The sequence below is a fragment of the Nocardiopsis camelliae genome, assembly GCF_028993595.1.
GTDB classification, from domain to species: domain Bacteria; phylum Actinomycetota; class Actinomycetes; order Streptosporangiales; family Streptosporangiaceae; genus Nocardiopsis; species Nocardiopsis dassonvillei.
Genome location: NZ_CP118614.1, coordinates 510,520 through 532,013 on the forward strand (window position 1 = coordinate 510,520; position 21,494 = coordinate 532,013).

16 protein-coding genes and 2 pseudogenes are annotated in these 21,494 nt (G+C 73.3%); 14 read left to right on the forward strand and 4 right to left on the reverse strand.

What is annotated here, in order from left to right; translation table 11 throughout:
- Positions 1–204: 204 nt before the first annotated feature.
- The 7 genes and pseudogenes from PV789_RS02425 (at position 205) to PV789_RS02455 (ending at position 9,805) form a co-directional block, all read left to right on the forward strand.
- Positions 205–1,698: an ABC transporter substrate-binding protein gene (locus tag PV789_RS02425; RefSeq protein ID WP_274975972.1), complete on the forward strand. Its 1,494-nt coding sequence runs from the start codon at positions 205–207 to the stop codon at positions 1,696–1,698.
- Positions 1,659–1,775 (forward strand): annotated as a pseudogene (locus PV789_RS02430) (sugar ABC transporter permease); the annotation flags it as partial. The gene PV789_RS02425 and the pseudogene PV789_RS02430, both read left to right, overlap by 40 nt.
- 108 nt (positions 1,776–1,883) lie before the next feature.
- Positions 1,884–3,191, forward strand: coding sequence for an RNA-guided endonuclease InsQ/TnpB family protein (locus PV789_RS02435; RefSeq protein WP_274975974.1), 1,308 nt, complete (start codon positions 1,884–1,886; stop codon positions 3,189–3,191).
- A 33-nt stretch (positions 3,192–3,224) separates the two neighbouring features.
- Positions 3,225–3,440: pseudogene (locus tag PV789_RS02440) on the forward strand (carbohydrate ABC transporter permease); the annotation flags it as partial.
- Positions 3,437–5,584, forward strand: coding sequence for an alpha-galactosidase (locus PV789_RS02445; RefSeq protein ID WP_274975975.1), 2,148 nt, complete (start codon positions 3,437–3,439; stop codon positions 5,582–5,584). The pseudogene PV789_RS02440 and the gene PV789_RS02445, both read left to right, overlap by 4 nt.
- A 1-nt stretch (position 5,585) precedes the next feature.
- Positions 5,586–8,597: a glycoside hydrolase family 2 TIM barrel-domain containing protein gene (locus PV789_RS02450; RefSeq protein ID WP_274975976.1), complete on the forward strand. Its 3,012-nt coding sequence runs from the start codon at positions 5,586–5,588 to the stop codon at positions 8,595–8,597.
- Positions 8,598–8,761: 164 nt separating this feature from the next.
- A complete protein-coding gene (locus PV789_RS02455; RefSeq protein ID WP_274975977.1) occupies positions 8,762–9,805 on the forward strand; it encodes a ferric reductase-like transmembrane domain-containing protein in 1,044 nt (347 codons plus the stop codon).
- A gap of 130 nt (positions 9,806–9,935) precedes the next feature.
- Here PV789_RS02455 and PV789_RS02460 read toward each other — a convergent pair whose 3' ends face one another.
- Positions 9,936–10,127, reverse strand: coding sequence for a CsbD family protein (locus PV789_RS02460; protein ID WP_013155903.1), 192 nt, complete (start codon positions 10,125–10,127; stop codon positions 9,936–9,938).
- 111 nt (positions 10,128–10,238) lie between these two features.
- Positions 10,239–11,039, reverse strand: a complete 801-nt coding sequence (thiD, locus tag PV789_RS02465) for a bifunctional hydroxymethylpyrimidine kinase/phosphomethylpyrimidine kinase (protein ID WP_274975978.1) — start codon at positions 11,037–11,039, stop codon at positions 10,239–10,241.
- Positions 11,040–11,295: 256 nt separating this feature from the next.
- Here thiD and PV789_RS02470 point away from each other — a divergent pair, with 256 nt between their 5' ends.
- A complete protein-coding gene (locus tag PV789_RS02470; protein ID WP_274975979.1) occupies positions 11,296–11,916 on the forward strand; it encodes a TetR/AcrR family transcriptional regulator in 621 nt (206 codons plus the stop codon).
- Between the two features lie 40 nt (positions 11,917–11,956).
- The gene (locus tag PV789_RS02475; protein WP_274975980.1) at positions 11,957–13,162 is read left to right on the forward strand and encodes a DUF418 domain-containing protein; all 1,206 of its coding nucleotides are present in this window, start codon (positions 11,957–11,959) and stop codon (positions 13,160–13,162) included.
- Between the two features lie 104 nt (positions 13,163–13,266).
- Here PV789_RS02475 and PV789_RS02480 read toward each other — a convergent pair whose 3' ends face one another.
- The gene (locus PV789_RS02480; protein ID WP_274975981.1) at positions 13,267–13,917 is read right to left on the reverse strand and encodes a pyridoxamine 5'-phosphate oxidase family protein; all 651 of its coding nucleotides are present in this window, start codon (positions 13,915–13,917) and stop codon (positions 13,267–13,269) included.
- A gap of 171 nt (positions 13,918–14,088) precedes the next feature.
- Positions 14,089–14,706: a globin domain-containing protein gene (locus PV789_RS02485; RefSeq protein ID WP_274975982.1), complete on the reverse strand. Its 618-nt coding sequence runs from the start codon at positions 14,704–14,706 to the stop codon at positions 14,089–14,091.
- Between the two features lie 706 nt (positions 14,707–15,412).
- On the opposite strand from PV789_RS02485, the gene PV789_RS02490 reads away from it, so the two are divergent.
- The 5 genes from PV789_RS02490 to PV789_RS02510 all read left to right on the forward strand — a co-directional run bounded on the left by PV789_RS02490 (position 15,413) and on the right by PV789_RS02510 (position 21,462).
- Positions 15,413–16,321 carry an ABC transporter ATP-binding protein gene (locus tag PV789_RS02490; RefSeq protein WP_274975983.1) on the forward strand — a complete coding sequence of 303 codons (909 nt, stop codon included), beginning with the start codon at positions 15,413–15,415 and terminating at the stop codon, positions 16,319–16,321.
- Entirely contained in the window at positions 16,318–17,097 is a 780-nt protein-coding gene (locus tag PV789_RS02495) for an ABC transporter permease (protein ID WP_274975984.1), read from the forward strand. Before PV789_RS02490 ends, PV789_RS02495 begins: the two co-directional genes overlap by 4 nt.
- A 7-nt stretch (positions 17,098–17,104) precedes the next feature.
- Positions 17,105–18,343, forward strand: coding sequence for a sensor histidine kinase (locus PV789_RS02500; RefSeq protein WP_274975985.1), 1,239 nt, complete (start codon positions 17,105–17,107; stop codon positions 18,341–18,343).
- Entirely contained in the window at positions 18,340–18,960 is a 621-nt protein-coding gene (locus PV789_RS02505) for a response regulator transcription factor (RefSeq protein ID WP_019609388.1), read from the forward strand. Before PV789_RS02500 ends, PV789_RS02505 begins: the two co-directional genes overlap by 4 nt.
- A 114-nt stretch (positions 18,961–19,074) precedes the next feature.
- Entirely contained in the window at positions 19,075–21,462 is a 2,388-nt protein-coding gene (locus PV789_RS02510) for a polyprenyl synthetase family protein (protein ID WP_274975986.1), read from the forward strand.
- Positions 21,463–21,494: the final 32 nt, after the last annotated feature.

The window sequence follows — 21,494 nt, forward strand, 5'->3', positions numbered from 1 at the left end:
CCAGGGATGATCGAAAATGTAGGAATCTGTTTGATCCAGTGTTCCAGGTTCCCCTCCGGTGTCAATGGTACCCGTCCTGCCGCCGGAAAACTGTTGGAAAACGTTGGGACCTGTTGACAGGGCAGGGGGTGCGTGTCGAACATATTAAAACGTTCGTGTGACCGCCTTCACATCAGTTCGCCCCCCCGTTCGAAGGAGGCCCCCATGCACCACGGACCACCGGGAACGCCCGGCCCGCCAGGGCCGCAGGCGCCGCCGGGAACACCGGACCCGCCGGGCCCGAGGCGCCGCACCCTGCTGCGCGGCCTGGCCGGAGCCGGAACGCTGCTGGCCCTGCCCGCCCTGACCGGCTGCGGCGCGGGCCGGCGCGGCGACCCGAACCTGGTCACCCTCGCCTCCAACCGCGCCAACCCCGCCCAGCGCGAGGCCGTCGCGGAGAGCGTCGGGCTCTTCGAGGCGGACTCCGGGCTGACCGTGGAGGTCAACACCTTCCAGTCCACCGCCTTCCAGGAGAGCATCAACAACTACCTCCAGGGCACCCCGGACGACGTCATCGGCTGGTTCGCGGGCTACCGGACGCGCTTCTTCGCCGAACGCGGCCTCATCAGCGACGTCTCCGAGGTCTGGGACCGCCACTTCGGGGACGTCTTCACCGACCAGGTGCGCAGGCTGTGCACGGCCGACGACGGCAGGCAGTACATCGTCCCCGACTCCACCGCGCCCTGGGCGGTCTTCCACCGCAGGAGCGTGTTCGAGGAGCACGGCTACGAGGTCCCCGCCACCCGCGCGGAGTTCGAGGAGCTATGCGCGCGCATGCGCGCGGACGGGCTCGAACCACTCGCCTCGGGCATCCGCGAGGGCTGGCCCGCGATGGGCATGTTCGACCACCTCAACCTGCGGCTGAACGGCCCCGAGTTCCACCTGGAGCTGCTCAACGGCGACCACTCCTGGGACTCCGCCGAGGTCAGGAGCGTCTTCGGCACCTGGGCCGAGCTGCTGCCCCACCACCAGCCCGACCCCCTGGGCCGGGGGATCAACGAGGCGCAGACCGCCCTGGTCCGGCGCGAGGCCGGGATGATGCTCTGCGGCATGTTCATCACCCACGTCTTCCCCGAGGGGGAGGACCTGGACGACCTGGACTGCTTCGCCTTCCCCGAGTTCGACCCCGCGATCGGCGCCGACGCCGTGGAGGCGCCCATCGACGGGTTCATGCTCTCCGGCGACCCGCGCGACCCCGACGGGGCCCGCGAACTCGTGGGGCACCTGGGCACCCTCCGGGCCCAGGAGATCTACACCGCCATCGACCCGCAGGCGCTCCCCACCCACCTGGACGCCGACACCAGCGGGTTCAGCGCCCTCGACGCCAAGGTCAACGACATGGTCGCCAACGCGGGAGCGCTCACCCAGTACATGGACCGGGACACCCGCCCCGACTTCGCGTCCGTCGTCATGATCCCCGCGCTCCAGCGCTTCCTCGAACAGCCGGACGACATCGCCGACCTGACCGCCAGCATCCAGCGCCAGAAGGTCTCCATCTTCGGCGGCTGCACCCAGAAGGGAGAGCAGGTGTGGTGTCGAACGCCCCCTCACCGCCTCGAAACCCGACCCCGGGGTCCGCACAGGCCCCGCCCGGCCGGTCCCCGCGCGCACGCGGGAGCATGCGCCACAGCCAAGGGGACCGGATCGCCCTCGGCCTGATGCTGGGCGTGCCCGCCCTGCTCGTGGTGGGCCTGGTCTGGCTGCCCGCGATGGCCACGGTCATCCTGTCCTTCACCCTCTTCTTTTCTCATTCGGCCACGTGGTGACGTTGTGTGGTGCTACGTTCACATCGACACCGCGCTCGTATGGATGTTCGATCCAAGCCATGGCAAGGGGGTGAAGGCGTGGTCGAGGTCCACCGTGGCCACACAGCCCGCCTAGCCCTGTCACCCGAGCAGGCGTGGAAGCTCGATGCTCAGGCCCATGCCGCCCGTGCTCTGTGGAACTTATTGCACGACTGGTGGACCATGGTGGGTGAGAATCGGTATGTGTTCCCCAAGGACGCCGACGCGGTCATTCGACAGGCTCGCAAGGACCTCGATTGGCTGGCGCTGCTGCCCGCTCAGGCCGCACAGGCAGTACTGAAGACCTACGTTCAGGCGTGGAGGAACTGCTGGGAGGGTCGAGCCGACGCGCCGATCTTCAAAGCACGTTTCCGGTCGCCGATGACAGTGGACATTCCCCAGGGCCAACATCTGAACACCGTCCGCGTGCACCGCCGCTGGGGCATGGTCAACGTTCCCAAGGTCGGCCGGATCCGGTTCCGTTGGACCAAGGGCCTGCCCGTGGGCAAGCACGCCGATGCCGACAACCGCATCACCGGAGCACGGCTGGTCAAAGACGCCCTGGGCTGGCATATCGCCTTCCGTGTCCGCGCTCTGGGGGAGGACCCCCAGCCCCACCCCGGCGGTGAGGTCGGTATCGACGTGGGCGTGACCGTGCCTCTTGCCCTGTCTGATGGTAACCACCATGACCACGGTCGTCCGCCCAGGACCGAAGACGGGGAAGCCGACCGCGACAAGTGGCTGACCAACGAGGAGAAGTCGGAACTTCGCCGACTTGAGCACTGCGCGGCACACCGCAAAAGCCTCCGCAAACGCGGGGAGAAGACCTCCCGACGGCTGTCGGGGACCTATGACCGGATCCGGGCGCTTCGTGCGAGAGCCAAGCGCAGGCACCTGGACTGGCAGCACAAGACCACCATCGCCATCGCCACCCTCTACGGCACCGTGGTGGTGGAAGACCTCAACATCGCGAACATGACCCGCTCCGCCCGGGGTACCGTCGAACGGCCGGGGAACAACGTGCGAGCCAAGACCGGGCTGAACCGCTCCATCAGCCAGGAGGCGTGGGGCCGCACTGTGACCCTGCTGACCTACAAGCTGGCCCAGCGTGGCGGTGCCCTGTACAAGGTGCCCGCTCGCCACACCTCTCAGCGCTGTTCGATGTGCGGCGTCACGACTCCGAGGAACCGGGAGTCCCAAGCGGTGTTCGTGTGCAAGAACGCCATGTGCGGGTGGGAAGGCAACGCCGACCACAACGCCGCACGCAACGTCTTGCATTTGCATCGGATGGGCCTTGCGCCTGTCCCGGCTGCCGGGAGGGCAGTCGACAGACGCGCCCGACGCGTCAAGCCCGCCACCGCGAGGTAGACGGGAATCTTCTGGCCTCCGAGCCGAAGAGCACTCCAAAACGACTTCTTCTGGGCGCCGGCGCTGCTGTCCAGCGGGGACAAGCTGCCCATCACGACCGCCCTCCAGAACCTCCAGAGCGCCTTCTTCGTCGACTACAACCTGCTCTCGGCCGGGTCGATCATCGTCGCCCTGCCCACGCTCGTCGTGTTCTTCGCGCTGCAACGCCACTTCGTCGCCGGACTCACCCTGAGAGCGAGCAAGGGATGACCCACCACACCGTCAGCCTGCGCGCGGCGGGGACCGCCCTGGTCCTCGCCGTGCCCGAGACCGGACTCCCGCACGTCCTGCACTGGGGCGCCGACCTGCCCGACTCCGAGGGGCTGGCCGCGGCCGCGGCGCCCTCCGCCGCGCACAACGACGTCGACGAGCCCCAGCGGCTGTCCCTGGTGCCCGTCCAGGGGGAGGGCTGGCGCGGCCACCCCGGGATCTCCGGGCACCACGAGGGCCGGGCGACCTTCCCCGACTGGACCGTGCGCGAGGTCCTGGTGGACCCGCTGGAGGACGCCGCCCCCGGTGCGGGCGGCGCCCTCACGGTCCTGGCCGAGGCCGCGGGGGTCGCGCTGCGCTGCGAGCTGCGCATGGAGGCCTCCGGACTGGTCCGCGCCCGCAACACGGTCACCAACACCGACGCGGCGCCGTGGACCCTGGACGCCCTGCGGGTCACCCTGCCCCTGCCCCGCGAGGCGGGCGAGGTCCTGGACCTGACCGGCCGCTGGTGCCGCGAGCGCTCCCCCCAGCGCCAGGAACTCACCACGGGCACCCGCCTGCGCGCCTCGCGCCGGGGCCGGACCGGGCACGACGCCGCGCTGGTCCTGGCCGCCGGGACCCCCGGGTTCGGGTTCCGCCACGGCGAGGTGTGGGGCGTGCACACCGCCTGGAGCGGCGACCACGTCCACCTGGCCGAACGCCTGCCCGAGGGCGCCGGGCAGGCCGACGCCGTGCTCGCGGGCGGCGAACTGCTCCACCCCGGCGAGGTGCGCCTGGACCGGGGCGACTCCTACTCCACCCCGTGGGTGTTCCTCTCCTGGTCCGACCGGGGCCTGGACGGGATGTCCGCGCGGATCCACCGCTGGCTGCGCGCCCGGCCGGGCCACCCCCGCACCCCGCGTCCGGTGGTGCTCAACACCTGGGAGGCCGTCTACTTCGACCACGACCTGACCACTCTCACGCGGCTCGCCGACACCGCCGCGCGGATCGGCGTGGAGCGGTTCGTGCTGGACGACGGCTGGTTCCGGGGCCGCCGCGACGACACCGCCGGACTCGGGGACTGGACCGTGGACACCGGGGTGTGGCCCGAGGGCCTGCACCCGCTCTTCGACCACGTGCGCTCCCTGGGCATGCAGGTCGGGCTGTGGGTGGAGCCGGAGATGGTCAACCCCGACTCCGACCTGGCCCGCGCCCACCCCGACTGGTTCCTGACCGCCGAGGGGCGCCCGGCCCCGCCCAGCCGCCACCAGCAGCTCCTGGACCTGTCCCGCCCCGAGGCCTTCCGGTACGTGTTCGAGCACCTGGACGCGCTGGTCACCGAGTACCGTCCCGACTACCTCAAGTGGGACCACAACCGCGACCTGCTCGAACCCGTGCACGCCCCCACCGGCGCCGCCGGTACGCACCGCCAGACCCTGGCCGTCTACGCGCTGCTGGACCGGCTGCGCGCCGGGCACCCCGGCCTGGAGATCGAGTCGTGCTCCTCCGGCGGGGGCCGAGTGGACCTGGGGATCCTGGAGCGCACCGACCGCGTGTGGGCCTCCGACACCAACGACCCCCTGGAGCGGCTGGCCGTCCAGCGGTGGACCTCCCTGCTGCTGCCGCCCGAACTGGTCGGCAGCCACGTCGGCGGGCGCACCGCGCACACCACCGGCCGCGACGCCGACCTGTCCTTCCGCTGCCTGACCAGCCTGCTGTCCCACGCCGGGATCGAGTGGGACGTCACCCGCTGCACCGAAGACGAGCTGACCGCGCTGGCCTCCTGGATCGCGCTGTACAAGGAACTGCGCCCGCTGCTGCACTCGGGAGAGGCCGTGCACGCCGACGCGCCCGACCCCGCCGAACAGCTCGACGGCGTGGTCGCCCCGGACGGGAGCGAGGCGGTGTTCCGCTACGCACGGCTGGCCACCTCCGTCCGCGCCCTGCCGGGGCGGGTCCGGCTGCCCGGCCTGCGCGAGGACCGCGTCTACCGCCTGACGTGGCGACCGGAGGCGGGCACCCCCTCGACCATGCAGCGCGTGCTCCCGGAGTGGTTCGCCGACGGCGGGGCCACCGTGTCGGGGGCGGTGCTCACCCGCTCGGGCGTGCGGCTGCCCAACCTCAACCCGTCCCAAGCCCTGCTCCTGCACCTGAGGGAGGCCTGACGTGCCCGCCATCCGCAAGCCCGCCTACCTGGAGGCCTTCGCGCCCTCCGAGGGGGCCCTCGCGCCCCGCGCCCGCTTCTCCTCCGACGCCCCGTCCCTGGACCTCAACGGCACGTGGCGGTTCCGGCTGCTCGACCGCGCGCCGGCCGACACCGACGGGTTCGAGGAGTCCGGCCACGACGACTCCGGCTGGTCCGAGCTGCCGGTGCCCGCCCACTGGCAGATGCACGGCCACGGCGCCCCCGCCTACACCAACATCTCCTACCCCTTCCCGATCGACCCCCCGTACGTGCCCGACGACAACCCGACCGGCGACCACCGGCGCGTCTTCGACCTGCCCGGGGAGTGGCCCGAGGGGTCGGCGGTCCTGCGCTTCGACGGGGTGGACTCCTGCTTCCGGGTGTGGCTGAACGGCACCGAGCTGGGCTTCTCCACCGGGAGCCGCCTGGCCGCCGAGTTCGAGGTCGGCCACCTGCTGCGCCCGGGGAGCAACACCCTGGCGGTGCGCGTCCACCAGTGGTCGGCGGCCAGCTACCTGGAGGACCAGGACATGTGGTGGCTGTCGGGGATCTTCCGTGACGTCACCCTCCTCGCCCGGCCCGCCGACGGGGTCGGCGACCTCGCGGTGAGCGCCGCCTACGACCACACCACGGGCACGGGGACCCTGCGCGTGGACGTGGCCGGAGCCGCCGACGCCCTGGTCAGCGTTCCCGAACTGGGGCTGGTGGACGCAGCCGCCGGTGTGGACCACGGGGTCGGCGCGGTCGAGCCGTGGTCGGCGGAGGAACCCCGCCTGTACGACCTGGAGGTGCGCACACCTGGGGAGCGGGTCCGGACGCGGACGGGTTTCCGGACCGTGGAGGTCTCCGGCGGTCTCCTGCGGGTCAACGGCCGCCCCCTGCTGCTGCGGGGCGTGAACCGCCACGAGTGGCACCCCGACCACGGCCGCGCCGTGCCCCGGGAGACCATGCGCGAGGACGTGCTGCTGATGAAGCGGCACAACGTCAACGCCGTGCGCACCAGCCACTACCCGCCCCACCCGGACTTCCTCGACCTGTGCGACGAGCTGGGCCTGTGGGTCGTGGACGAGTGCGACCTGGAGACCCACGGGTTCGAGGAGGTCGGCTGGTGCGGCAACCCCTCCGACGACCCGCGCTGGCGCGGGGCCTACCTGGACCGGATGCGCCGCACCGTCGCGCGCGACCGCAACCACCCCAGCGTCGTCCTGTGGTCCCTGGGCAACGAGGCCGGAACCGGGGAGAACCTGCGGGCCATGGCGGAGTGGACCCGCGCGCACGACCCCTCCCGGCCGGTCCACTACGAGGGGGACCGCGACAGTTCCTACGTGGACGTGTACTCGCGCATGTACGCGCCGCACGATGAGGTGGACGCCGTCGGCCGCCGGGAGGAGGCGCCGACCGCCGACCCGGCCGCCGACGGGCACCGGCGCGGACTGCCGTTCGTCCTGTGCGAGTACGGGCACGCCATGGGCACCGGCCCCGGCGGGCTGGAGGAGTACCAGCGGCTCTTCGAGGAGCACGAGCGCTGCCAGGGCGGGTTCGTCTGGGAGTGGATCGACCACGGGGTCCGCCGCCGCGAGCCGGACGGCACCGAGTGGTTCGCCTACGGCGGCGACTTCGGTGAGGCGCTGCACGACGGCAACTTCGTCGCGGACGGCCTGCTGCTGCCCGACCGCACGCCCAGCCCCGGGCTGGAGGCCTACGCCAAGACCGTCGAGCCGGTCCGCGTGGCCCCCGACCCGGCCGCCGGTACCGTCCGCGTCACCAACACCTGGGACTTCCGGGACACCTCCGGCCTGGCCTTCGTCTGGCGGGTCGAGGGGGAGGGCACCCTGCTGGGGGAGGGCACCCTGGACGTGCCCGTGCTCGCCGCGGGGGAGAGCGCCGAGGCGGCGCTGCCCGCGTTGCCCGAGCCGTCCGGGGAGACCTGGCTGACCGTGTCCGTCCGGCTGGCCGGGGACCAGCCCTGGGCCCCGGCCGGGCACGAGCTGGCCTGGGGACAGGCCGAGGTGGGAGCTTCCGGGGAGCGGGGCGCGGCAGCGCCGGGGGAACCGGGCGCGCGGGCGGTGGCGGAGGGGGCCGCTGTGCTCGCGCCGTCCGCCGCGGGGAGCGGGTCCGCCCCGCCTCCGCCGTCCGCCGCGGGGAGCGGGTCCGCCCCGCCTCCGCCGTCCGCCGGGCAGGACGGCGTCGTGCGGATCGGCCCGGGTCTGCTGGACGCGGGGACCGGCGCGCTGCTCTCCGTCGGCGGCCTGCCCGTGGACGCGCCGGTCGTGGACCTGTGGCGCGCCCCGACCGACAACGACGTGGCCCGGCACGGGGACTCCGTCGCCGTCCCCTGGCGGGCGGCGGGGCTGCACCGGCTCACCGAGCGCCTGCTGTCCACCGGCTGGGAGGACGGCGCGTTCGTGGTCCGGACGCGGCTGGCCCCGGCGGCGCAGGAGTTCGGCATGCGCGCCGACTACCGGTGGGCCGCCGACGGGGAGCGCCTGCTCCTGACCGTGGAGGCCGAGGCGGAGGGGGAGTGGCCCTGCCCGCTGCCGCGCTTCGGCGTGCACGTCGGCCTGCCCGCGACCCTGGGCGAGGCGGAGTGGTTCGGCCGCGGACCCGGGGAGGCCTACCGGGACGTGTCCCAGGCCGCGCGGGTCGGCCGCTTCTCCAGCACGGTCGACGGCCTCCAGACGCCCTACCTGCGGCCCCAGGAGAACGGCAACCGCACGAACGCCAGGTGGCTCGTCCTGCGGGCGGCGGACGGGACGGGCCTGCGGGTGGAGGGCGACCCGGTGTTCGACTTCACCGCGCGCCGCTGGGACACGGCGGCGCTCGACGCGGCCGACCACCCGCACGAACTGGTCCCCGGCGACCGGGTCCACCTGCACCTGGACCAGGCGCACCAGGGCGTCGGCTCGGCCTCGTGCGGCCCCGGCGTGCTTCCCGCCCACCGCCTGACGGCCGGGAGCCACCGGCTCCGGATCGCCCTGGCCCCGCTGGGCTGAGGCCCCCGGCGGCGGTCGCCGCGCGCGGCGGTCCCGGGCGGCACCACCGCCGCGACCGCCGCCGGGGAGCCCCGCGTCCGGGGTCGGGAATCCGCGGAGGAGGGGTGGCCGCGGCTCCGGGGCCCTGCTGCGATGGAACCCCCACAACGAAAGGGGTTCCGCACATGGCAGAGCCGACCGGACCCGCCGCCTCCCCCGCCCGGGGAGCCCCACGCCTCGACCGCAGATCCCTACGCGCCGACCTGCGCCGTCTGGTACCCGACACCGCCGCGGCCCTCGCCGTCACCTTCGCCCTCTTCGTCCTCCTCTACTCCCGCGTCGAGGCGGGCACCTCGCAGACCCTCGTGGTCATGCCCTTCCTCGCCGACGCCGACGAGTACTGGCTGTACTGGCTGTGCCAGGCCTTCGGCTGGTCCGGGCTGCTCTGGGCCTGGATCACCGTCATGCTCGGCCTGCTCCGCTCGACCGCCCCCCTGCCCGGGGCACCGGTCTCCCACGCCCGGATCGAACGCTGGCACCGCGTCATGAGCCTGACCACCATCGGGCTCATGTTCGCGCACGCCCTCGCGTTCTTCCTCGAACTCGTCCGGGACAACGAGGACGGACTGGGCTGGGGCGGGCGCCTGTCCTCCGCGTTCGTGGACACCTTCGTGCCCGGCGGCTACTCCTCCGGAACCGGGCAGGTCGCCATCCTCATCGGCCTCATCGCCCTCTACCTGGCGATCCCGCTCGGCCTCGCCTACTACGTGCGCTCCTGGACCGGGACGCGCGTGTGGCGGGCCCTGCACCGCTTCGTCATCGTCGTCTACGCGCTCAGCGTGTGGCACACCCTGCTCTACGGAACGAACGTGTGGTTCGACGGCTGGTTCCGCACGGCGGTGTGGGCGCTCCAGCTCCCCGTGGCCCTGCTGCTGCTGGCCCGGCTCCTGGCGCCGCTGCGCGCGGACGAGCGCCTCACCCGGGACGACCTCGCGCGAGGGCGCAGGCTCGGGGGGCTCGCCCGCGCGGGTGCGCGTCTGGGCGTCGCGGCCGCCGTCGTCGTCCTGCTCGCCGTGACCGTCACCGGTCGCGACGGGGGCAGGACGCCGGGGGCCGGGAGCGGGGAGATGCTGGTGACCCAGAGCATGGTCTGGGGCGGGCTCGCCCTCCTGCTCACGGTGATCGGCGCGGTCGTCCTCGCGCTGCGCGGGCGCCCAGCGCGGGGGTGAGGCGGGCGGGCACGCGGACGGGGGAAGCGTGACGGCTCGTCCGTCCGCACGCCAGGGGGTCGGACGGGCGCGCACACGCGGGCGGGGAGGCACCCACCGGTGCCTCCCCGCCCGGGATCGCGCGGGACCCCTACCTGCCGGGCTTGTCGTCCCGGGTCAGGGCGTCCTTGGCCTTCTCGCCCGCCTGCTTGAACTTCGAGGTGTTCTTCTCGGCCTTGCCCTCGGCCTGCCACTGCTGGTTGTCCGTGGCCTCGCCGAGCTTCTCCTTGGCCTTGCCCTTCAACTCGTCGGCCTTGTTCCTGGCCTGGTCGCCCGCGGACATATGCGCCTCCCACTCGGTTCTCGCTCCTGTGGGCAGACCTGACCGCCGGGCGGGGGTGCGAACCGTGCTCACGGTAAAAAATCCGACAAAGAGGACAAGGGGGGGTGTCGCCTAGGCTCCTGGGGAGATCGTGGCCACCGAGTCGAACGGGGCGTGCGTGCCCACCCGGCCGCTGATGCCCCGGCGCACCATCTCCTTGGCCACGTCGGTCGCCGGTCCCACGTCGCCGCCCTTGGCCAGCTCGGCGGTGATCGCGGCGGCGAAGGTGCAGCCCGCGCCGCTCACCCTGGCGTTCCCGATCTTGGGGGCGCTCAGGACGGTCGTCTCCTCGCCGTCGAAGTACACGTCCACCGCGTCCGGGCCCGGCAGCTCCACGCCGCCCTTGACGATGACGTGCCGCGGCCCCAGCTCGTGGATGCGGTGGGCGGCCTCGACCAGGTCGTCCACCGTCTCCAGCGCCTCCATCCCCGCGAGGGTGCGCGCCTCGAAGAGGTTGGGCGTGATGACGGTGGCCAGCGGCAGGATCTGCGCGGTGAGCGCCTTGTCGGTGTCCAGGGCCGCGCCCGGCTCCTGGCCCTTGCAGATCAGCACGGGGTCCAGGACCACGTGCCGCCACGGCTGGCGCCGGAGCCCCTCGGCGACCACGTCGATGGTGTCCGGGGTGCCCAGCATCCCGATCTTGACCACGTCCAGGTCGTGGCAGGAGGTGGCCGCCTCGATCTGGTCGGCGATCACCTCGGGGGCCACGGGGACGAAGCGGTGGCCCCAGCCGTTCTCCGGGTCGAAGGACACGATGCAGGTGATCGTCCCCATGCCGTAGACGCCCAGCTCCTGGAAGGCCTTGAGGTCGGCCTGGATACCGGCGCCGCCGGTGGCCTCCGACCCTGCGATCACGTACGCGCGGTTGGTCATCGGGGAACCCCCTCGTCTCGGTGTGCTGTTGCGGAGTCCGCGGCCCCCACCTGCCCGCGAACCCCCGAACAATTGCACCACAGCGGACAGGCCGGACGTTCCCCCAGGTCGCGGCGCTCCGTCCACGACGCCCCGCCCGCGGACCGCGGCCGGGGGAGCGGGCGCGCCGAAGGGCGGCGGGGCCGCTCGCCGCCGCGCCCGGCCGGATCCGCCCCGGGGCCTGGACGGCAGAAAAATATTACCGTATTATTTTTTCATGGCACGAACAGCGGACCACGAGGAGCGCAGGCGGCAGGTCGCCCGCGCGCTCCTGAGCACGGTGGGGGAGCGGGGACTGGCGCGGACCACCCTCGCCGACGTCGCCGACCGGGCGGGCGTCTCGGTCGGCCTGGTGCAGCGCTACTTCCGCACCAAGTCGCAACTGCTGCGCTTCGGCGTGGAGTACCTCTACGGGCAGGGCGCCGACCGGCTGACGGCGGTGCACACCGACGGTCCGCCGATCGCCTCGGCCCGCGACTGGATCTCCCGCGCGGCGCGGACCCTGCTGCCGCTCGACGACGAACGCCGCGCCGAACTGACCGTGTGGCTGGAGTTCCTGCCGACCACGATGACCGACCCGGAGATGTCGCGGCTGCACAAGGACACCACCGCCGACCTGGTGGGCGTGTTCACGCAGGCGATGGACGAGGCGGTGCGCCGGGGCGAGCTCCGGCCCGGCACGGACACGGCGGCCGAGGCCGCCGGGCTCGTCGCCCTCGTGGACGGCCTGACCGTGCACCACCTCGTCACCGGCGGCGACGCCTTCTCCGAGAGCGCGGTCCGCGCCGCGCTCGCCGCCCACCTGGACCGGCTCTTCCCCGCCCCCGAGAGCCCGTGAAGCCGTGAACCCGTACGAACCGGAGCCCGAGGGGGCCGGTATGACCAGCACGACACCGCAGAGCACGGCTCCGGCCCGCCCGGCCGCCCGGCTGCCCCTGCTCGACGTCCTGCGCGGCGTCGCCATCATGGGCACCCTGGGCACCAACGTGTGGCTGTTCGCCGCACCGGGCGCCGAGGCGGGCATCATCTTCGTCCCGGACGCGATCGGCCCGATGGCGGCCTTCCGCGAGGACCCGTCGGCGGCGACCCTGGCGCAGGGCCTGTTCGCCTTCGCCGCCAACGGCAAGTTCCTGGCCCTGCTCACCCTGCTCTTCGGCGTGGGCCTGGCCATCCAGTTCCGCTCCGCGGCCAGACGCGGCGGGCGCTGGCCCGGCCCCTACAAGTGGCGCGCACTGTTCCTGTTCGCCGAGGGGCTCGTGCACTTCACGCTGGTCTTCGCCGCGGACGTGCTCATGGGCTACGCGGCGGCCTCGATCGTGGTGGCCTGGCTGCTCACCCGGTCGGAACGGGCGCAGAACGCCGTGATGTGGACGTGCGCCGCCCTCCACCTGGCCTTCGTCGGCCTGGTCACGGCCGCGCTCCTGTCCGAACCGGACCCGCAGGGCGCCGGGGTCCCGCCCGAGGCCGTGGAGCTGTACGCCGAGGGCGGCTACCTGGAGCAGGTCGCCTTCCGGCTCGACAACGCGCTGCTGTTCCGGGCCGAACCGGTCATCACCTTCGCCCTGATGGTGTTCATGTTCCTGCTGGGCGTGCGGCTCTTCCGCGCCGGGGCCTTCGGCGGCGACGACACCGGCCGCCGGATCCGGGGCCGTCTGCTCGCCTGGGGCCTGGGGATCGGGCTGCCGGTCAACCTGGCCACGTCCCTGGCCGGACCCGACCTGTTCATGCTAGACCGCTACGCCGCCGCGCCCGTCGTGGCGCTCGGCCTGGTCGGCGCGGTCGGCTGGGTCGTGGACCGGGCGAACCCCGCCGGACGGGGGATCACCGCCGTGTCCTCCCTGGGGCGGATGGCGATGAGCGGCTACGTCGCGCAGAACGTCGTCTGCGTGCTGGTCTGCTACGGCTTCGGCCTGGGGCTGGCCGCCCGCCTGGCCGACACCGGCCCGTGGTGGGTGATGGGCCTGTGGGCGTCGGTGTGCGCCCTGCTCATGACCGTGTCGACGCTCTGGCTGCGCCGCTTCCGGGCGGGGCCGCTGGAGGCGTTGCAGAAGGCGGTGCTGGCGCGGGTGCCCGAACGCCGCTGAGCGCCCCGCGACACGGGGCCCCGCCGAGGGCCCCGCACGCCGTGTCCGCCGCGGGCGGACGGCCCGGTGCCGGAAGCGCCGGGCGGCGTGCGGGGCCGACCCGGTCAGATCTGGTAGACGGGTGCCTGGGGAGTGTTCCAACGCGTGGGGGTGTCCTTGGACCCGAAGAAGTCGCCGCCCTTGCGCAGGGTGTCGTCGGTGCCCCAGGCCTCGTCGCGGCCGACCTTGCGCAGGTGCGGGATGTGCTTGCGGCAGTGGATGTAGGCCTCCTCCACGTGCACCACCGTCCACAGCACCGCCTTCTGCCCCGGGACCTCGGGCTCGGGCAGACCGCGGACGTGGCGCCGCAGCTCCACGTCCTCCAGCAGGGACGCCCGGCCGTTGACGTGCAGTCCGATGCGGTCGTGGCTGAAGTCCAGGAACATCAGGCCCACGTGCGGGTTCTCCAGGATGTTGCCCGCGCTGGCGAAGACGCCGTTGCCCCGGAACTCGGGGTAGGTCAGGGTGTGCTCGTCGATCACGTGGACGAAGCCGGGCGGTCCCGCGCGGAAGCTGGAGTCGCACTCGCCGCGCCGGTCGGAGGTGGCGATGAACATCATCTCCTGCCGGGCGACGAACTCGCGCATGAGCGGGTTCAGGTGGTCGAGCATCTGGTCTCGGTAGAAGCGTTCGGCGCGTTCGCTCGTGCCGTTCAGCGCCTGGACGCGGTGCTCACCCTCGCTGCCGGGAACGTGCCGTGGGGAGGTCTCGCGCATCACTGCCTCTCGATGGGGCTGGTGGGGCTGGTGTGAATAGTCAGGGACGCAGGGGCCGCTGCTGTCGGGGAGGAAGGGGTGTCGGGAAGAAGGGGAGTGCGGACGCGTCGCCCGGTGCGCCGGGGCGTCACCCGGTGCCTTCGGGTTCCGGCCACCGCGCCGCGGCGCGGGTCAGCGTGTCGGGGCGTCGGCCCGCAGGTGGGGGGACGACGCCTCGGCGGAGGGGTCGGACCGGGGTGACGCGGGCGGCGCCGGGCGCTCCCCGGGCGGGGAGGCGGCGGTCCTGCCGTGCCCGGCCGTCCCGGACCCGCCGTTCCCGGCCGTCCGGGACCCACCCGACCCGCCCTCGGCCTCGCGCGCCCCCGCGAGCATGTTGGCGGTGATCCACTCGTAGACCACGATCCAGGCCGAGCTCATGGAGGAGGACCAGGTGGGCGAGACCTCGCTGACCGCGCGCACCAGGGCGCGGCCCACGAAGGGGTAGTGCTCGGGCTTGATGTCCATGTCCCGCTTGTGCTGGGCGCCCAGCCGCCTCAGGTACCCGGCGACCTCCTCGGGCTCGTCGAGGTAGCGGACGACCTCCAGCAGGGCGAAGGCCATGCGCTCCTTCTGCGTCTGCATGTTCGCGGGGAACATGTCGCGGACGGCGGGCGCCATCTCGAACAGGTTCTGGTAGAAGCGGTCGGCCAGACGGGTGGAGCCGGGCGGTAACGCGGAGCACGACTGCCGTACCGCCTCGATGACGGCGGGGGCGGGGAGCGGTACCTCTTCGATGGAGCGGGGAGACAAGGAAGCCTCCAATCGGGTCGCGGAAAGGGCTGTGCCACGGAGGCGCACGTACCACCGTGGTGACGGAGCGTAGTCAGGCCGGGGGTGCGGACACGCGTTCCCCGCCGGTTCGCCGACCGGGGGACGCGTGCGGGCTCGGTGCGCGCGGAACCGGACGGCCGGACGCGCGCGGGAGGGCCTCAGCTCACCGCTGGCCCGGCGGAGTCCCGGGGGAACGGGTGGGCCGACCCGGCGGCCGGTCCCGCCCTTCGGGTCCTCCCAGCCTCCGGCGCTCCTGACGGGGCCGTGTGCGCGGGCTGGGACGAAGGGAACGGGCGTAGCGCTCCTTCGGCAGTGGCGGGGGTGTCGGGAACCCTCATCGCTGCCTCGTCTTCTTCCGGATTCAGTACTCATCCGAGGTTCGGATGGCACCAAATGCCACGTGAGGGGTGAGCGATGACCGTTTCAACGTTCGCTACCCCCTTTACTGTGTCTGTTGTGGCAATGTAACAGAAATGTCGACGTTTGAGGATATTACCCTCTGGTAGCGCATGAGGCCACAGTGCTACCTCAGTTCTCTGGGATAACTTTCGTCCTTCGTGTGACAGACGGCCTCCGTGTACCGTCCGGAGGCGGCGCGTCAACCGATCGGTTGACCCCGCGATCCACCGATCCCGTGGCCGTGCGGGCGATCCGCGGCGCACCCGCCGCGGGCGATGCTCGGGACATGCCGATCATCGACGTCAGGAACCTGCACAAGCGCTACGGGGAGAAGGTCGTCGTCGACGACGTGTCCTTCTCCGTCGAGGAGGGCGAGATCTTCGGGATCCTCGGCTCCAACGGGGCCGGGAAGACCACCACAGTCGAGTGCGTCGCGGGGATGCGCCCCACCGACGCGGGGACGATCACCGTGCTCGGCCGGGACCCGGGGCGGGAGCGGGACGCGATCCGCCAGCGCCTCGGTATCCAGCTCCAGGAGGCGCGGCTGCCCGACCGGCTGAGGGCCGGGGAGGCCCTCGACCTCTACGCCTCCTTCTACCGCTCCCCGGCCGACACCGGTGAGCTCATGGAGCGGCTGGGCATCGCCGACAAGCGCGACACCCAGTACCGCAGGCTGTCCGGGGGACAGAAGCAGAGGGTGTCCATCGCCCTGGCCCTCGTGGGCCGACCCGCGGTGACCATCCTCGACGAGCTGACCACGGGACTGGACCCCCAGGCGCGCAGGGACACCTGGGACCTCATCGAGGACGTGCGCGACTCCGGGGTCACGGTCGTGCTCGTCACCCACTTCATGGACGAGGCCGAGCGGCTCTGCGACCGGCTCGCGCTGATCGACTCGGGCCGCGTCGCCGCCCTGGACACCCCGGACGGGCTCGTCACGCGGGCCAGCCCGGAGCAGCAGGTGACCTTCCGGGCGCCCTCCGAGTTCGACGAGCAGCTGCTCACCGCGCGGCCCGAGGTGGTCTCCGCGCACCGCAGGGGACGCCAGGTCCGGGTGGCGGGGCGGGGCAACCTGCTCCACGCCGTGACCTCCGTCCTGGCCCGCGAGCACGTCGTCGCCGAGGACCTGCGCGTGGAGCGCTCCAGCCTGGACGACGTGTTCGTCGCCCTGACCGGAAGAGCCCTCGAATCATGAGCACCGACACCACGAGGAGAGCCCCCGTGTCCACCCTGCTGCGCGTCACCGTGACCGAGGCCCGGCTGCTGACGCGCGAGCCCGTGGCGATCAGCGTCGGCATCCTGCTGCCCACCGCGCTCCTGCTCGGGCTCGGCGCCCTGCCGACGCTGCGGGAGCCCTCCCCGGAGTTCGGCGGCCTGCGCTTCGTCGACACCTGGGCTCCCATGGCCCTGATCCTCGGCATGGGGATCCTGTGCGTCCAGCACCTGCCGACCACCCTGGCCGCCTACCGGGAGCGGGGCGTCCTGCGCCGGATGTCGACCACGCCGATGCACCCCGGGATGCTCCTGACCGCGCAGATCATCGTGGTCTTCGCCGCGGCGGCCGTCTCCGCAGCGCTCCTGCTGCTGTCCTCCTGGCTGGTCCTGGACGTCGAACCGCCGAGCCGGCCGCTGCTGTTCACCGCCGTGTTCACCGTCGGGACCGCCTCGCTCATCGCGCTGGGTGTCCTCATCGCCGCCGTGGCGCCCAGCGCGGGCGCGGCCAACGGCCTGTCGATGACGCTGTACATGCTCCTGCTGCTCCTGGGCGGCGTCTTCCTGCCGCAGAACGTCCTCCCCGACCTCCTGGCGCGGATGGGGGAGTTCACGCCCCCCGGCGCCCAGCTCCTGCTGGAGAGCTGGTCGGGCGGCGCCGGGGACGCGGGGCTGCCGCAACTCGTCCGACTGGCGATAATGGCGGGGATCGCCGTGGCGGCCGCAGTGCTGGCGGCCCGACTGTTCCGATGGGAGTGAGCGGCGGATGAGCCGACGGAGCACCGGGGCGGACGCCGTGCGGGACTGGGACCGGTGGTGGGACGGGTTCCTCGCCGCCGCTCCCTGGGCCCTGCTGCTGCCCTCGGCGGCGCTGGTCCTGTCCCGGCCCGTGCCGGACTGGACCGGGCACGCGGTCACCGTCGGCCTGACCGCGCTCACCGCCGCCTGGGTGCTCCTCGGGTACGCGCCGCCGTGGCGGGACGGCCGCCCGCTGTTCGCCGGGATCCACTTCGCGGGGCTCCTCGCGCTGTCCTCGGCGCTGATGGCGCACGCCACCCTGTTCATGATGTTCACGGTCTCGCTGTTCTTCCGCGCGATGGCGCTGCCCCGGCGGCTGACCCTCGTCGGGATCGCGGCCACCGCGGTCGCGCTGTACACGAACACGATGGGGTTCCCCGGAACGGGCACGGAGCGGCCCTTCCTGGAGCACCTGTTCGTCTACGTCGGCGTGATCACCATCCAGACCGTGGCCGTCGGCGGAGGGCTCGTGATCGCCTCCAAGGCGGCCGAGCAGCACCGGGAGCGCCGGGTGACGGTGGCCAGGCTGGAGGCGGCCCTGGAGGAGAACGCCGGGCTGCACGCGCAGCTGCTCACCCAGGCCCGGGAGGCCGGGGTGCTGGACGAGCGCCAGCGGATGGCGCGGGAGATCCACGACACCCTGGCCCAGGGGCTCGCCGGGATCGTGACGCAGATCCAGGCGGCGCAGCGGGTCTGGGAGGACCCCGGGGCGGCGCGTCCGCACGCGGACCGCGCGCTCGGCCTGGCACGGGAGAGCCTGACCGAGGCGCGGCGCTCCGTGCAGGCCCTGCGGCCCGGGCAGCTGGTGGAGAGCCAGCTGCCCGAGGCCCTGGGCGAACTCACCCGCCGCTGGGCGGAGGAGCACGGCATCCGCCCCGACCTCGACGTCACCGGCGAACGGGTCGCCCTGAGCCCGGCGATCGAGGTGGTCCTCTTCCGGGTGGCCCAGGAGGCGCTCACCAACGTCGCCAGGCACGCCGACGCCTCGCGCGTGGGCGTGACCCTGTCCTACTCCGACGACGTCGTCCTGCTCGACGTGCGCGACGACGGCAGGGGCATCACGGGACACAGCCAGCACGGGTTCGGGCTCAGGAGCATGCGCCAGCGCGTCCGCGGGATCGGGGGAGCGGTGGAGATCGAGAGCGGCGAGGGGGAGGGCACCGCCGTCAGCGCCACGGTGCCCGCGATTCCGGTGGGGGCGGCGTGATCCGGGTCCTGATCGCCGACGACCACCCGGTCGTGCGCGACGGCCTGCGCGGGGCCTTCACCGCGCAGGACGACATCGAGGTGGTCGGTGAGGCCGCCAACGGCCGCGAGGCGGTCGAACTGGTCGGACGGCTGGCCGTGGACGTGGTGCTGATGGACCTGCGCATGCCGGTCCTGTCCGGTGTCGGTGCGATCGCCGTCCTGTCCCGGGAGCGGCCGGACGTGCGCGTCCTCGTCCTCACGACCTTCGACAGCGAGAGCGACGTGCTCCCGGCGATCGAGGCCGGGGCCACCGGCTACCTGCTCAAGGACGCCTCCCCCGACGAACTCCTGCGCGGGGTGCGCGCGGTGCACCGGGGGGAGTCGGTCCTGGCGCCGACCGCGGTCCGGCACCTGATGGGGCAGGTCCGCAGACCCGCCGGTCAGAGTCTGAGCGACCGTGAGCTGCAGGTGCTGGGGCTCGTCGCGGACGGCGCGTCCAACCGGGCCGCGGCGGCGCGGCTGTTCATCAGCGAGGCGAGCATCAAGACCCACCTCCAGCACGTGTACAACAAGCTCGGCGTGCGGGACCGGGCCGCGGCGGTCGCCGAGGCCTACCGGCGGGGCCTCCTCGGGTAGCCCCGCTCCCCGGACCGCCCCCGCCTCCGGTTACCCCGTTGGGTGATTAGTCAGATACTCTCCGTTCGCGCCCGGGGCGGTGGCCCCGGGCCGTACGAGCGGGAAGTGGGCGCGATGGACGCGTGGGGACATGGCGGGGACCCGGGGACACGGGACGGTTCCGAGGGGCGGCGGGGAGGGGGAACGGCGCCACCCGGTGCCGAGCCGGACGCGCCTGACCCGCGGGGCGGGCCCGAACGGCTGTGGTTCGCGTTCCGCCTGGTCGACGGCGCGGACGAGTACGGCCTGGTGTTCTCCTTCGCCCGCCTCGGCGGGGCGGCGGCCGGGGTTCCGGAAGCCCACCAGGCGGTCTGGTACGTGGCCGACCGGCGCGCACGCGCGCACGGCGGCGAGTCGTGGATGGACCAGGGGTGCGTCGACGCGGTCCGCGCCCTCGTCGGCGCCGACCGGGTCACCGACCCGCGGATGCGCTGGGCGCTCCTCGACGCCCTCTCCCAGGGGCGCCTGCCGGAACCCGACCGCCTGCTCCCGCGCGCGGCGCTGTGGCGGGACGAGTCCCTGGACCTGGACGCCGGGGGCGTGGCGTATGTGCGCGGGGACGGGCGCGGCGGTTTCCTCGTCGAGGCGCGGGGGGAGGAGTCCGGTTTCCGGCTGCGGCTGTCCCCGGCCGGGGACAGCGCGTCCGGGGACGGCGGCCGCCCGAGCGGGCACGCCGACACGTCCCTCGCCCGCACCGCCCACGGCTCCACGGCCCCCGATCGGGAGTCCCGGGACCCGGGGGTCGCGGAGCCGGAGGCCACGCACCCGGACGCCCCTGGCCTGGAATCCGCGATCCCGGAAGCCTTCGGCCCGGAGGCCGTGAGCCTGGAGGCCGCCGGCGTCCTCCGCCTGCGGGACCGCTCCGTGCGGGTCGCGGGCCGGGGCTGGCACGAGCGCGCGTCCGGCGGGGACCTCCTCCCGGCGCGGGACGGCCGCGACGCCCCCTGGTCCCGTGCCCGCGTCCGCCTGGACAACGGGTGGGAGCTGACCGTCCACCGCACCGGCGGGGCCGACACCCCAGACGAAACCCCGACCGCGTGTGAGGCGACGGCCGTGCTGTCCTCCCCGGTCGGGGAGCGCGTCGAGGCGCCCGCGACCCTGCGCGGCCTGAGCCCTTGGACCTCCCTGGCCACCCTCAACACCTATCCCACGGCCTGCGACGTGGAGATCCCGCTCCTGGACCTGCGGCTCCGGGCCACGGCGTGGTTCCCGCGCCAGGAGGCGGCCTCGGTCACCGCCCCCTCCGGGAGGCTGGAGGCCCACGCCGACGCCGAGGGCACGATGGGGGGCCGCCCGGTCCGCGGCCACGGACTGTGGGAGGTCTTCCCCGACACCCGGATCGAGGACTTCGAGCGCCACGTCACCCGCGTCCGCGCGATCACCCGCCAGGAGATCGACAGCCTCTACCCGGCGGAGCCGGACGCGCGCTCCCTGGCGGAGCTGGCCGGGACCGAGCACCGTCCCGAACGGCTCGACGGCGCGGTGCTGGAGGACCTGCACGCGTCGCTCGTGGGCCCGGTCCGGCACGCCACCGCGGGCCTGGGCAGGAGCTGGCGCTCCTACGTCTCGATGGCGGCCATCGAGCTGTTCGGCGTCGACAGCGAGCCCTACCGGCCCCTGGTGGCCGCCGCCGAACTGCTGCACACCGGCTGCCTCATGATCGACGACGTCGAGGACCGATCACCGCTGCGGCGGGGCCGACCGGCCGCCCACGTCGTCTTCGGCGACGCGGTCGTCGTCAACGCCGGGACGGCGGCCTACTTCGCGCTGGACCGCGTCCTGAACCGGGTCCTGCCCGACGACGACGCCCTGAGGCTGCGCGTCTACCAGATCTACCTCCGTGCGCTGCGGGCCGGACACGGCGGCCAGGCGATCGACATCGCGGGCCACCGGGCCGCGATGGACGAGGCCGTGGAGACCGGCGACGCCGAGGCGCTCCTGCGGCGCGTGCGCTCGGGCCACTGGCTCAAGACCGCGGCACCCGTGCGGGGGCTGGCCGAGATCGGCGCGCTCGTCGCCGGTGCCCGTGAGGAGCAGTTCCGGGCGCTGGGCGAGTACTTCGACGCCGTGGGGCTGGCCTACCAGATCTCCGACGACGTCATGGACCTGCGCGGCCTCACCGCGCCCGCCGAGGGCGGCGGGCGCTCGGCGACCAAGCACACCGCCGAGGACCTGCGCGCGGGCAAGGTCACGATGCCGCTGGCCCACGCGGTGGCCCTGCTGCCGCCCCGCCGGACGCGCGAGCTCTGGTACTCGGTGCGCGACGGAGACGCCGACGAGGCGACCGTGGCCGCCGCCGCGGCGTCCCTGGAGGAGTGCGGCGCGGTCGCCGCCTGCACCGGGGAGGCCCAGGACCTGGTCGAGCGGACGTGGAAGCCCCTGCGGGACCTGGTGCCCTGCACGTGGACCTCCGTCATGATGGGCGCCCTCGGCGCCTACGCCGCCCGCCGGGAACGCGAGTAGCGGCCCCCCCGACCCCCTCCTCACGAGTGAGC

What these genes read in the sequence shown, in the direction of transcription:
- PV789_RS02425 (WP_274975972.1), top strand. Translation starts at nt 205, where the DNA reads ATGCACCACGGACCACCGGGAACGCCCGGCCCGCCAGGGCCGCAGGCG.
- PV789_RS02445 (WP_274975975.1), top strand. Translation starts at nt 3,437, where the DNA reads ATGACCCACCACACCGTCAGCCTGCGCGCGGCGGGGACCGCCCTGGTC.
- PV789_RS02455 (WP_274975977.1), top strand. Translation starts at nt 8,762, where the DNA reads ATGGCAGAGCCGACCGGACCCGCCGCCTCCCCCGCCCGGGGAGCCCCA.
- PV789_RS02460 (WP_013155903.1), bottom strand. Translation starts at nt 10,127, where the DNA reads ATGTCCGCGGGCGACCAGGCCAGGAACAAGGCCGACGAGTTGAAGGGC.
- thiD (WP_274975978.1), bottom strand. Translation starts at nt 11,039, where the DNA reads ATGACCAACCGCGCGTACGTGATCGCAGGGTCGGAGGCCACCGGCGGC.
- PV789_RS02470 (WP_274975979.1), top strand. Translation starts at nt 11,296, where the DNA reads ATGGCACGAACAGCGGACCACGAGGAGCGCAGGCGGCAGGTCGCCCGC.
- PV789_RS02475 (WP_274975980.1), top strand. Translation starts at nt 11,957, where the DNA reads ATGACCAGCACGACACCGCAGAGCACGGCTCCGGCCCGCCCGGCCGCC.
- PV789_RS02480 (WP_274975981.1), bottom strand. Translation starts at nt 13,917, where the DNA reads ATGCGCGAGACCTCCCCACGGCACGTTCCCGGCAGCGAGGGTGAGCAC.
- PV789_RS02490 (WP_274975983.1), top strand. Translation starts at nt 15,413, where the DNA reads ATGCCGATCATCGACGTCAGGAACCTGCACAAGCGCTACGGGGAGAAG.
- PV789_RS02495 (WP_274975984.1), top strand. Translation starts at nt 16,318, where the DNA reads ATGAGCACCGACACCACGAGGAGAGCCCCCGTGTCCACCCTGCTGCGC.
- PV789_RS02500 (WP_274975985.1), top strand. Translation starts at nt 17,105, where the DNA reads ATGAGCCGACGGAGCACCGGGGCGGACGCCGTGCGGGACTGGGACCGG.
- PV789_RS02510 (WP_274975986.1), top strand. Translation starts at nt 19,075, where the DNA reads ATGGACGCGTGGGGACATGGCGGGGACCCGGGGACACGGGACGGTTCC.